General features: G+C 70.0%; 8 protein-coding genes. 1 reads left to right on the forward strand and 7 read right to left on the reverse strand.

The annotated features are described in order from the left end of the window. Positions 1-69: 69 nt before the first annotated feature. Positions 70-1944, reverse strand: coding sequence for an ABC transporter ATP-binding protein (locus WME90_RS36625; protein WP_437276706.1), 1875 nt, complete (start codon positions 1942-1944; stop codon positions 70-72). Positions 1945-2394: 450 nt separating this feature from the next. Beyond that, the gene (locus tag WME90_RS36630; protein WP_437276707.1) at positions 2395-5088 is read right to left on the reverse strand and encodes a penicillin acylase family protein; all 2694 of its coding nucleotides are present in this window, start codon (positions 5086-5088) and stop codon (positions 2395-2397) included. Positions 5089-5350: 262 nt separating this feature from the next. On the opposite strand from WME90_RS36630, the gene WME90_RS36635 reads away from it, so the two are divergent. After that, the gene (locus WME90_RS36635; RefSeq protein WP_437276708.1) at positions 5351-6520 is read left to right on the forward strand and encodes an SUMF1/EgtB/PvdO family nonheme iron enzyme; all 1170 of its coding nucleotides are present in this window, start codon (positions 5351-5353) and stop codon (positions 6518-6520) included. A 73-nt stretch (positions 6521-6593) separates the two neighbouring features. Here the strand turns inward: WME90_RS36635 and WME90_RS36640 are convergent, their stop codons facing one another. The 5 genes from WME90_RS36640 to WME90_RS36660 form a co-directional block, all read right to left on the reverse strand. Further along, positions 6594-7592 carry a HupE/UreJ family protein gene (locus tag WME90_RS36640; protein ID WP_437276709.1) on the reverse strand — a complete coding sequence of 333 codons (999 nt, stop codon included), beginning with the start codon at positions 7590-7592 and terminating at the stop codon, positions 6594-6596. Then, positions 7589-8395 (reverse strand): hypothetical protein, encoded by an 807-nt coding sequence (locus tag WME90_RS36645; RefSeq protein ID WP_437276710.1) that lies wholly within the window; start codon positions 8393-8395, stop codon positions 7589-7591. The genes WME90_RS36640 and WME90_RS36645 overlap by 4 nt, the downstream gene beginning before the upstream one ends. A gap of 224 nt (positions 8396-8619) precedes the next feature. Continuing rightward, positions 8620-9834: a polysaccharide deacetylase family protein gene (locus WME90_RS36650; RefSeq protein ID WP_437276711.1), complete on the reverse strand. Its 1215-nt coding sequence runs from the start codon at positions 9832-9834 to the stop codon at positions 8620-8622. Between the two features lie 465 nt (positions 9835-10299). Further along, positions 10300-11187 (reverse strand): phosphotransferase family protein, encoded by an 888-nt coding sequence (locus WME90_RS36655; RefSeq protein ID WP_437276712.1) that lies wholly within the window; start codon positions 11185-11187, stop codon positions 10300-10302. A 13-nt stretch (positions 11188-11200) separates the two neighbouring features. Continuing rightward, the gene (locus WME90_RS36660) at positions 11201-11893 is read right to left on the reverse strand and encodes a TetR/AcrR family transcriptional regulator (RefSeq protein WP_437276713.1); all 693 of its coding nucleotides are present in this window, start codon (positions 11891-11893) and stop codon (positions 11201-11203) included. Between the last annotated feature and the right edge of the window lie 120 nt (positions 11894-12013).

Below are 12013 nucleotides of genomic sequence, written 5' to 3' on the forward strand. Positions count from 1 at the left end.
CTGACAGGCGCGCTCGGCGTGCGGAGGCGAACTCTGGATCCTGCTTTGACCGGGCGCCTCGGGAGCTGCTCACGCGACCGCGCCGGGCACCGCCGCGGCCTCGAGCAGCGCTGGCTCCAGCGCTCCTGCCCAGCCCAGGCCTCTCGCGCCGGAGGGCTCGTGCGCCCGCCAGAGATCCATCATCCGGCGGTACGCCCCGCCGCGGCGGAGGAGCGCCGCGGGCGGGCCCTGCTCGACGACGCGCCCGCCGTCGATGACGACGACGCGGTCCGCGCGCGTGGTGGTCGAGAGCCGGTGCGCGATGAGCAGCGTGGTGCGGCCCCGCGAGAGCCCCTCGATGGCCCGCTGCACCGCGGTCTCGCTCTCAATATCGAGGCTGCTCGTGGGCTCGTCGAGGATGACGACCGACGGGTCCTTCAGCAGCGTGCGCGCGATCGCGAGGCGCTGCCGCTCGCCGCCGGAGAGCGCCACTCCGCCACGGCCGATCAGGGTCTGATACCCGAGAGGGAGCCGCTCGATGAACTCCTCCGCGCTGGCGGCGCGCGCCGCGGCGCGGAGCGCCTCGCTCGTCGCGTCGGGCGAGCCATACCGGAGGTTCGCCTCGATGGTGTCCTCGAAGAGGAACGGCTCCTGCGTGACGATGCCGAGCTTCCGCCGGAGCGCGCGCTGCGACAGCGCCCGGAGATCGAGCCCGTCGATGCGGATCGCCCCGGAGGTCGGATCGTGGAGCCGCAGGAGCAGATCGGCGAGCGTGCTCTTCCCGGCGCCGCTCGGGCCCACGACCGCCACGAACTCGCCGGCCTGGATCGAGAGCGAGATCCCGTCGATGACCGCCCGCCCGGCGGCGCGCTGATAGCGGAAGCTCACCTTGTCGAGCTCGAGGTCGCCCCGGATGTGCTCCGGGCTCACGGCGCGCTCCGGATCGGCGACCGCGACCTCGGCGTCGAGCACCCCGAAGATCGCCGCCAGGCCGACCTCAGCGCGGCGCGCCGTCTCGTAGACGCCGAGGAGCGTCTGCGCAGGGCCATAGAGGCCGCCGACATAGCCGAGGAACGCGACGAGCGTGCCCACGCCGAGCTCCCCGCGGAGGACGAGCAGGCCCCCCACGCCGAGCAGCGCCACACGGCCGATGTTGACGCACACGCTCCTGCCCGCGGAGAGCCGCGTCTGGAGCCCGATGCTCCGGAGCACCTCGCCCTGCGCCTCCTCGACGGAACCGATGAACCGGGCGTGCTCGTCCGCCTCGCGCGCGAACGCCTTGACCGTCTTGATGCCCGAGAGCACCTGCTGAAAGCGGTTGTAGATACCGCACCAGCGGTCGAGCACCTCGCGCTCACGCTCCACGAGGCGCGCGGTGGTCGCCCTGCCGAAGAGCAGCGGAGGCACGATGAACCCGACCGCGACAAGCGCGAGCAGCGGGCTCAACCGGAGCATGATCCCGAGCGAGACGACGAGGTAGACGAGCGCCGGGACGAGCTGGAACGCGACCGAAGAGAGGCAGTCCATGAGCGACGTGATGCCGCGATCGACCCGCGTCATGGTCTCTCCGACGCCCCTCTCCTGATGGTACGAGAGGGGCAGCGCGTGCAGCCGCGCGGTGGTCTCGTCGAGCAGGTCGCGGTTGATGCGGAGCCGCACCCGCCACACGGCGAGCGCCCCCAGGCCCTCCGCGATCTGCCGGAGGACGACGAGCGCGCACAGCGCGAGCGTCACGCAGGCGAGGGCCCGGACGCCCTGCTCCTCGGGCGCGGCCGGCCCGCGCCCAGGGGCGAAGACCCCAGCGCTCGCCGAGATCTGGTCGAAGATCGCGCGGTGCGCGAGCGGCTCGAGCGCGGGCAGGCCGCCCGAGACGAGCGTGAGCGCGAGACACACGGAAAGTCGCGCGCGGTGGGGGGAGAGGTAATTCAGACTCCGGCGCAGGTCACGAATCAGGGATCGCTTCACGGCCAATGCTCGTTCGCGCCCCCTCGCAGCGCAGGAGGAGCGCTAGGGCGCGCCCGGATACGAGCAGGGGATAGCCCTAGGCGCAACGGTCTTCTCTGCGCGTTCCAATGGAAACGTCGGTGTCCCAAGAACCTGCGGAGCCCAGAAGGCCGAACAGGTTGAAAGTCGTCTAAATTTAATGGATTGCGAAACCCAACGATCCGCCGGGGACCAAGCTCCAAGGGGCAAGGGAATGCGGGAAAGAAAAAACCGCAAGGGCGCAAGGGGCGCAAGGGATGAGAGATGAGATATTTGTATCTTCCCTTGCGCCCCTCGCGCCCTTGCGGTTTTTCTTCTCTTTCTGCTAGTTTCCCGAGGCCCTGATGTGATCGTTGTTCTCGGGATCTTGGGAATCCGGATCACGCGCCGGCGCGGGCGGCGGCCGCGACGACCCGCGCGCTCACGCAGGGGTCAGCGCGCCGGCGAGACGTCCACCACGCTCGCCGGATCCGTCACCGCGCCCGGCCCGAAGTGGAACTCGAGAGGCTCGTTGTCGAGCCATTGCGGAAGGAGGTTGTTGTAGAACTCGCTCTCGCGGTGGAGGTCCGACCCGCCGGGGAGCCCGAACCGCATCTTCGGGCCCTCCGGATCCGCGTCGATGACGAGGCGGATCGACGGCCCGTTGACGAAGGCGAAGCTGGGCTTTTTACCGTCCGGCGAGAGCGCGCGCGTCCTCGGGTTGGCGACGTTGACGGTGAAGAGCCCGCCCGGCGCGGCATAAGGCCCGTAGTTGTACACGGCGAGGCCGAAGTTATCGAAGATGCTGCGGAGCGAGAGCGTGTGGACGCGGCCCCAGCGCCAGTCGTCCGCCGGTCCAAGGACCGCGAGCGACGCGGCCGCCTTCGTGAGCGCCCGGAGCACGATGTCGTCCTGCGTCTCCGTCACGCCGTCGGTGGTCACGTCGTCCCAGAGCAGGGCGCCCGAGCTCAAGCGCGCCGGATCGCGCAGCGCGCGCGCCACGACGGTCAGCCCGAACCCGGGCTCATCGAGGCCCGCGGCCGCCGCCTCGTCGCCCAGGGCCTCGCCCACGATCGCATAGAACGTCGCGTGGAACGCCGTGCAGCCGATCGACGCGGCGGCGATCGCCGCGTCGTCCACCTTGCCCGCGCGCGCCGGATCGTGACCGTCGAGCCCGGTCGGGCACGTGGTGTCCCAGGCGGCGAGCGCGTCGACGACGGCCTGCTCATCGTCCGTCAACGTCGCCGACTCCGCCGCCGAAAGCACGGCAGGCACGACGAAGCTGCCATAGAGCGAGTACGTGTCGCCTTGCATCGCCGTCATGGTGTCGGGCGAATGCGCGTCGCCTCCTTCGGCGAGCAGATCGAGGATCCGCTGCTCGCGCGTCCCGTCGGCCTTGTCCCACGCCTGGAGCGCGGCTTGCCCGTCGTTCGTGGGATCGCCGTCGACGCTCGCGCCCGTCATGTCGCCGTTCGCCGTCGCGATCGCGGCCGAAGGCGGGTTGAGGAGCTGCGGCAACGAAGAGAGCGGGACCGGATCGCCCCACTCGGCGCTCCCGTCACCCGGGAGCGGCAGCCACGCTGGCACCTCGGGCGACGCCCAGGGCCGCGCCGGCACCTTGCTGTACGGGAACCAGCCGATGTTGCCCTCGGTGTCGACGACGACGAAATTCTGGCTGGCGGAGCTGGCCGCCTCGAGCCCCCTCCTGGCTTCGTCGACGCTGCCGGCGCGCCCGAGGGCGAAGAACGCGTCGAGGTCCGTCCCGCCGTCGTGCCCGCGCCAGCGGATGGTCACGGCCGTCCCGGCGTCCGCGTCCTCGCTCACGATCGGCCCGTGGTGCGGCACCCAGCGGAAGGTCTTCTCGATCGTCTCGCCCGAATCCGCGTCCTTGAACGAGAACGTCTTCTCGACGATCGCCACGTCTTGCCCCTTGAAGGCGACCGACTTGCCATCTCCGGTGAGCGTCTCCAGGTAGACGTCCGCCAGGTCGTAGTACGCCGTGGTCACGCCCCAGCCGATGGACTCGTTCTGTCCGATCATCACGCTCGGCATGCCCGGAAACGTGCCGCCGGCGACGTGGTATTCGCCGTCGCCCCTGCTCTTGGCGTCGAGCTCGACGGGGAACCAGATGCTCGGATTGCCGAGCAACAGGTGCGGATCGTTCGCCAGGATGGCGTGGCCGCTCTCGGTGCGCCCCGGGCCCACAGCCCAGTTGTTCGATCCGGCGTCGCCCGCCATCTTGCGCCGGCCGTCGCCGAGCTTCGCCGCGCGCTCCGCCGCGCCCGCGAACAGCGCCCGGTGCGGCGAGAGCCGCGACACGGCCGACGGCGCGAAGGGCCGAACGAGGTCCGCCGTCTGCGCGGCGGGCACGGTGGACGCGTCGAACACCGGCGCCGGCGAGAACAGGTCGGCGGCGAGCGCCGCGTCGAACAGCGGTACCTGCGCCGCGAGCTCGAGCTCTCCCTCGCTGTTGTTCGAGAGGTCGTTGAGCACGTAGAGCCCGACGGCGGCGCTGTCCTCCGGCTTCCAGTCGCGGATCGCGTCCTTCACCATGAGCGCGAGGTCGTACTCGACGGTCAGCGTCGCGCCGTTCCTCTTGCTGCGCATGTCGGCGAGCCACGCGTTCACGCCGCGCGCATACGCCTCAAAATGCCCTTTCACCTTCGGGCTCGCCTGCTCGTAGAGCGCCTTCTCCAGCGGCTCGCCCTCGCGCGTCGTGAAGAAGTGGCGATTTCGATAGTCCTGCTCGAGCACCCGCGCGCCCGCCTTCACAAGCCCGCCGAGCGACCCTTCGACGAGGTTGCGGATGAAATCCATGAAGAAGAAGCGGTTCTGAGCGTGGAAGTAACCGAGCGCGGCGAAGCAGTCGTTGTCGGACCCGCACTCGAGGTGAAGGACCCCGAGCTCGTCGGTCACCGCGCGGACCTCCCCGTCGAGATCGGGAATCGCCACGCCGCCGGCCGCCGATCCCCCCGCGCCGCCGCCCGCCGCGCCCCCGCCCCCCGTTGCTCCCCCGCCGCCTTCACCGCCATTGCTGCCTGCCGCGCTGGACGGGGCTTCGCCGTCGTCGCCGCACGAAGCGGCCGCCGCCAGAGCGGCGAGGACGAGACCGAGAGCCAGCGAGCCGAGACGAGCCGTACGCACCATGAACGACACTCCTTCCACCTTCGGGCGCACGCTATCACGCGCCTTCGGCGGGATCGGCGAACTGTGCGCGTCGATAGCCTGCCGCGGCAGGCGGCGAGATGGCCAAGGACCTGATCCCGCGGCGGTCATCAGCTCGCAGCCTGACAGATCCCCCGCGCGCGGCCCCCGCCGGACCGTCTCCGGCGCCGCCGGGGCGCGAGGCGTCGCTCCGAGCGCGCGACGCCTGGTTCCCCTCGCCGCGATCTCGACTATGACGCCCGGCATGCGACGCCTCCTGCTCCCCCTCTCCCTCCCCGCCCTGACGCTCGCCGCCGCCTGCTCCGGCGCTCCCCCGGAGCCCGCCCAGCCGCCGCCGTCCCCGCGCGCGCACGACGGCCGCCCGCCCGCGGCCGCGCCCTCCACGGCCGAGACCGGAGCCGCGGCGACCTCCACCCCGGAGACCGGCGCGCCCGCCGCCCAGGCGGGGACGGCCGGCGGGGAGGGCGCCGCCGAGGAGGAGCAGGCGTGCCCGGCCGACATGAAGCTCGTCGAGGGCGAGTACTGCAGCGAGGTCGAGCACAGCTGCCTCCGCAGCTGGTACGACAAGTCGAACAAGAAGACGATCTGCGAGGAGTTCGCCCCCGCTCCCGCCCGCTGCACCGGCGACAAGACGAAGAAGCGTTATTGCATCGACACGTACGAGTGGCCGAACAAGAAGGGGGAGCGGCCCGAGGTGATGAACCGCTTCCACCAGGCGCAGGTCAAGTGCGCCGCCGTCGGCAAGCGCCTCTGCACCGAGTCGGAGTGGACGCTCGCGTGCGAGGGCCCCGAGATGAAGCCGTTCCCTTACGGGTACTCGCGCGACGCGACGAAGTGCAACGGCGACCACCTCTGGGACGATCCCGACATGAAGAAGGTCGCGAAGCGCGACCCGGGCGAGCTGGCCCGCCTCTGGAAGGGCGTGCGGAGCGGATCGCAACCCGAGTGCATCAGCGACTATGGCGTCGCGGACCTGCCCGCGAACACCGACGAGGTCGTGGCGAGCGAGACGAGCGGCGGCTGGCGCGGCAAGTTCGACAGCGTCCACACCGGCGGCCCCTGGTACAAGGGCGTGCGCAACCAGTGCCGGCCGAAGATCTACACCCACGACGAGGGGTTCTATTATTACTTCCTGAGCTTCCGCTGCTGCGCCGAGCCCGACGGCAAGGCCACCGAGCCGCGGACGCCCCGGCAGGTCCAGGAGGGGTGGGACATGGCCCGGGTCGAGCGGATGGCGCAGTTCACGGTCGACGAGATGCGCGGGAAGCTCGAGCTCAAGCAGCAAGGCAAGTGCGAGTGCAAGCCGACCGACATCCGGTGCAAGACGATGTGCGGCACGCTGCTCGGTCCGGGCGCGGTGGACGCGACGCCGGGGCGCGATCCCGCGGCGACGGGCAGCGGCGAGAAGCGGTGAGCGGCGAGGTGCCTGCCGGGCCTGCCGGAGGAGCGCGAAGGGGCCGCCTCCACGCCGCGGCCGGCGGGCTCCGCTACAATCTGACGTCCGTCAGCATCGCCACGATACGCTCGATCGACCAATAGCCTGCCATTCCGCCCATCGCATACACCACGCCGCGCCGCACCGTCGCCGGTTGCGTGGGGACCCGCGCGGCGAGGAGGCGCAGCGCGACCACCAGCGCGATCACGCCGAGCTGGCCTGTCTCCACGCCCACGTTGAAGAACAGGAGCGCGGCCGGCACATGCCTCTCCGGCAGCCCGATGTCGAGCAGCGACGACGCGAACCCGAGCCCGTGGAGCAGCCCGAAGGCGAACGTGACGGCCCAGGGGGCCCGGCGGGTGAGCGAGTCGGTCGACCGGATGCACTCGCCGCACACAAGCACGATCGAGAGCGCGATGGCCGCCTCGACCGGCGGGGCCGGCAGCGTCAGCCAGCCGAACACGGCGCAGGCCAGCGTCAGGCTGTGCGCGACCGTGAAGGCCGTGACGGCGCCGAGCAGCTTCCGACCGCCGCGCACGAGGAGCGTGAGCGCGATGACGAAGAGGAGGTGATCGAACCCGGTCAGGATGTGCTCGATACCGAGCCACGTGTAATCGACCGCGATCGGCCTCAGCGCGCCGAGCCCGGCGGAGGCGGGGATGCCGTAGACCAAAAGGCTCGGGTCGCTGCCGTTCAACACCCGGACGAGCCGGCTTCCGCTCCGCCACTCGATCACCACCATCACGTTGGTCTCGGTGCCCTCGAGCCACGGGAGATCGATGGTGCCGACCAGGCCGGAGTGACCGCAGTCGAGGAATGCCCCGTCGAGCTTGCAGGCCGGGGGAAAGACGGCGGGCGTCGCGAGATCGGCCTGGAGCGCGGACGAGCTCGCCTCCCAGCGCAGGAGGAACCGCCCGTCGTGTCCTTCCACCTCCGTCAGCGAGAGCATCGCCGAGTTGAGCGCGTGCCCCGCCGCGGGGGCAGGCGAAAGGAGCAGGACGAGCAAGAACGGCAGGAGCCGAGCCAGCCGGAGCAGCGACGGACGATTCAAGGGCTCTCCTTGAATCTGTACCGCGCGAGGACGCTCTCGACGAACTCGTCGGCGGCCTTCTTCTTCATCGCGGAGACCCAGTCGACGGCGAGGATCGGGCGCAGTGACTCACGGCTGGGCAGCCCGCCATCTACCTGGTTGACCCGCACGAGCAGCAGGCTGTCGTCGGTCTCCAGGGCCTGCCACGTCGCGAGCGGCAGCTTGCAAATGCTGTCGGAGACCTGAGGCCCGAACTTCTCAGCGAGCTTGTCGCGGGTGAAGTTGCCACCCACGATCGGACGACCGAGCGTCCTCGGGTCAGCGCCGTCGGCCAGCGCGCTCCGATACTTCGACCGCTGCTCCTCTGCGGCCGAGTCGCTCCTGGGAAAAGCTACGAACTCGAAATCGTACCGCAGCGGCATCTCGTACTGGCTCCGGTGAGAAGCCAGCCACGCGTCCAGCTCTGCGTCCGTCGGCTGCCGCGCTGCCATGGGCTGAGCCGCCCGCGCTCGGAGCTTGTCGGCCAGCACGGTGCGCACCGCCGCATCCTCCCGGTCGAGCCCCTCCCGCAGCGCCTCACGGTAGAGCGCCTCCTCCCGCTTCCAGCGGTCGAGCGCCGCCGTCAGCTCCGCCTCCGTCGGCGCCCGCCCCACCTCGTCGCGGAACCGCCGTTCCACGTCGGCCTTCAGCCCCGCGCTGACGACGATCTCCCTCGGATCGCCGGCGATGAGCCGGTGTCCAAGGAACAGCAGCGCGCCGATGAAGAGGAAATGAATGACCGGTTCGCGGAGCAACCGAGCGAAGCTCCCGCTGGAGTCAGGCATGGGACGCGCTCTCGTTGGGGGAGAGGAAATCCAAACGCTTCGGAGACGTCAAGCCCCAGCTGCGGGACCTGCCCCGGGTCGACAGAACTGCCTTCTACCCGAGCTGCCCGATTCGTGGAAGACCGACGTCGATATCAACAGCTTGCCTACGAGCTGAAGAGCCCGCTCGCCCGAAGCCGCGCGCTCATGCCAGGATGACGGCGCGGGGCTTCGGGCGGCTCGCGTCAGGGCGACAGCGTGACGGACTTCGCGTCGAGCGCCACTTCGTAGTAGCCCTTCGGGTGCCACTTGAGCGCGACGCCGCCCTGCTTGAGCGTGCCGCCGGTGACCGTCACGCGCACGAACTTGCCCGGCGGGAAGTTCTGGGGGAGCGTCCAGTTGTACGTCGTGTCGTTCCCGTTCTTTGTGTTGGTGCCCTCCGAGATCGCCTTCTGGCCGCGCCAGTAGGCGCCGATGGTCTCCATGGTGCCGATCCACACGTCGCCGAACTCCTTGACACCCTTGACGTGATCGACCCAGGCCTGGAACGGAATGGGCTGGTAGGCGCCGTCGCTGCCGCCGGTGAAGCCGTGAATGCAGAAGGTGCGCCACTTCTTGCCGCTTCGCGCGCTCGTGACCTCCGCGTCCATCTGCGCCTTGGAGGCGTTTTGCGGGGGAATGTAGGTGGGCAGCTTGAACGGATTGGTGTTATCGTTCGGGCCGATCAGGGCGTCGGACACGCCGCGATTGATCATGAAGCGCGACTGGGCGATGTTGACGTACGCCTCCGCGCCCATCGGGGCCGCCATCGTATACGGCGTGATGCCGAACTTGTCCTTGATGTCCTTCGTCCCGGCGTCCGTATCAGAGCCGTTGTCGCTCGCCCCGTGGCTCCTCGTGTGGTTGGCGAGCTCGTGCCCGTCCATGAGCGCCTTTTTCCACACCGCATTGTTCGCTTCTTGCTTGCCGGTCCAGACGTAGAAGGTGAACGGCACGCCGAGCGCGTTCATCGCATCGTAGTTCTGGATCTGGGTCTGGTTCACGTCGTCGAAGCTGTACGTGACGGCGCCCGCGAAGCCGGCCCAGTCGATGACCTTGAGCCCGCCCGCCGCGCCGGACGGCTTCGGCACATCGGCGCCTGGCGGCGTCGGAAGGCCGGATTCGGGCGCCGCGCCTCCGTCGCCACCGCCCGCGCCTCCTCCACCCGTTCCGCCAGTGCCGGGGTCCGAGCCGCCGGTGCTGGGCTCCGAGCCGCCGGTGCCGGCCGGGCCCGAGCCGCCGTCGCCCCCGGTCGACGCCGAGGTGGTGCCGTCCTCCCCGCCTTCGCCGCCGGAGGAGGTGCTTCCCGTCGTGCCGCCGCTGCTGCTGCTCGTCGTCTGCTGGCCACCGGTGGTGCCGTCGGTGGTGGTACCGCCTTCGTCATCGCCGCAGCCGCTGACGTGCAGCGCGCCCAGCAACACCAGCGCACTGAGCGCCAGTGACGATGACGCAGGAAAATTTCCGACGCGGAGGAATCGTGATGATTTTATCATATGGGTTAAGGATACAAATTCCTGCGAAGAACTCAAATGGTCAAGGCGCATGTGGGGCGACGCATCGCACGAACGGCTCACATGTTACCAAACGTAGCGAGCGGCGCACATGTTACCAAAAGTAGCGAACGGCTCACACGTCACCCAACGTGGCGAGCGGCTCACACGTTACCAAAAGTAGCGAGGGCCGCGCCAACGAAGCGCTCCGCCGTATCTTTCTAGCGACGCGGCGACTGCCGGAGCGTACCTGGCTTCGCGTCGGCCTCATGTGCATCGCTGTCACCGTGACTCGCCAGGTGTATTCCACCCCGCCTGGACGATCGGCAAAGCAGACGAGCGGCCCCGTGTAGACGGCCGGAGGGACCGCCCGCCGCGAGCGTCCAACGGTCCGCTTCACGGATCCCCCTGGTGTCCGAGCAACACGCGTCGACACCATCGGTGCAAGCGCACGTCGTCGGTCGCGAACGACCAGCGGGCGGCGATCCATCGCTCGGCGGGCTCGACCAGCGCGTCCAGGTGTTGCGCCTTCAGCCACTCCCGGGCGAGGCGTCGATCCCGATCCGTGGCCGTCGTGGTGATGAACGGGGTGAGGTAGATGACGGCAGACAGCGGATCGAGCCGAGCGTCTCCGACGATGGCTGGGCCCCCGAAGTCGATCACGGCGCTCACCTCCTGGCCCTCGACCAGCACATTGCCTGGATAGAAGTCCATGTGAACGAAGCTCGGTCGCTCCGGCTCGGGCAGCGCGGCGGCCAGGCGCGCTGGATCGAGGCCGTCGAACGCGCTCCCGGCGCAGGCCAGGCTCTTCTTTGCGCGCTGCTCGAGGTAAGAGCGGTACGAGGGCGTCCGGATCGGCTCGGCTTCGCAGAGGTCGCCGTACCACGCAGGGCTCACGCGCAGATCCCGCAGGCGCGTCGAGGCCTCGAGGAAGCGGGTGATGAGATGTTCACGCTCGGCGCCCGCCACCTCGCCGAGCACGTGCAAGAGGGGCCGCCCGGGGAGCCGCGGCTCGAAGGTGATGAGGCGGCCGTGCAGCTCGGTCATCTCCAGGACACGCGGAATCGAGAACGGCACCGCGCTCGCGGTCTGGTGGAAGCCCTCGAGCAACTGGGCTCGCCGGACGACCGCGTCTCGAACGGCCCCGGGATGGTGGATGCGCGCGATCCTCTCGCTGCCCAGCGCAAACACACAGGCTTCACCGCCGATGCCGAGCAGCGCACCCCGGGTCAGGCCGAGATGGCCCATCACCCGCACCAGGAGGGCGTCGTCCTCGATGCTCATTCGACGGATGAGCCTAGCCGATCTCGCGTTTGCCTTTCCTTCTCCCGCCGGCCCGCTGACGCGGCTCCACGCCGGCGGCGCGCTGCCCTGTCCTCGCCGCCCGTCGCGCCGGGTCGACCTTGCCCATCGCGCCGCACGCGAGCTCGGGCAGGGTCGCCCTCATCCACGTGGGGTCCACGGCGCCGGGCGCGGAGAGGTAGACGCGGCAGGCCTGGTGCGCCGGCCCGAGCAGGACGACGTCGACCATCACCTCGGACGAGCGCGCCCCGGGGAAGACGCCGAGCTCCGAGAGGTGCGCCATCGCCTCCGCCTTGAGCCGCGCCTTGGTCTCCCGGAGCGCGGCGCGGTGATGCCCGTCGAGCTCCAGCGCGAGCGCCTGGTACATGAAGCGCGCCTCGGCCTCATGGTCGAACACCCAGGTCAAGTGCGCCTCCACCAGCGTCCGCACCGCCGAGCGCGCCGTCCTGGCGGCGAGCACGCGCGCGGTCACGTACCCCACCAGCCGCTCGAAGGTCCGCTCCAGAAGCGCCGCCACGAGCGCCGGGAAGTCCTCGAAGAGGTGGTAGACGCTCGAAGGGCTCGCGCCCGCCTCCTTGCGGACGTCCTCGATGCCGGTGCGCAGGACGCCCCGCTGCTCGAAGCAGCGGAGCGCCGCGTCCAGGAGCGCCTCCCGGCGGGCCACGCCGTTCTGTCGAGCCACGGCCATGGCCCCTCCCCTACCCCAGCCACGCACCGCTGGCCAGCCGGCCCAACTGGAGGATTCTTCCAAATTCATCCTGGAAGTTTCTTCCATTTCGTCTACCTTCCTGTCGAAAGCGAGGTGTCG

Origin of the sequence: Sorangium sp. So ce375 (genome assembly GCF_051473855.1) — a bacterium.
Taxonomy (GTDB): Bacteria; Myxococcota_A; Polyangia; order Polyangiales; family Polyangiaceae; genus Sorangium.

Excerpts from the sequence above, each read along its gene's own strand:
- WME90_RS36660 (WP_437276713.1), bottom strand. The coding sequence starts at position 11,893 with ATGGCCGTGGCTCGACAGAACGGCGTGGCCCGCCGGGAGGCGCTCCTG.
- WME90_RS36630 (WP_437276707.1), bottom strand. The coding sequence starts at position 5,088 with ATGGTGCGTACGGCTCGTCTCGGCTCGCTGGCTCTCGGTCTCGTCCTC.
- WME90_RS36655 (WP_437276712.1), bottom strand. The coding sequence starts at position 11,187 with ATGAGCATCGAGGACGACGCCCTCCTGGTGCGGGTGATGGGCCATCTC.
- WME90_RS36645 (WP_437276710.1), bottom strand. The coding sequence starts at position 8,395 with ATGCCTGACTCCAGCGGGAGCTTCGCTCGGTTGCTCCGCGAACCGGTC.
- WME90_RS36635 (WP_437276708.1), top strand. The coding sequence starts at position 5,351 with ATGCGACGCCTCCTGCTCCCCCTCTCCCTCCCCGCCCTGACGCTCGCC.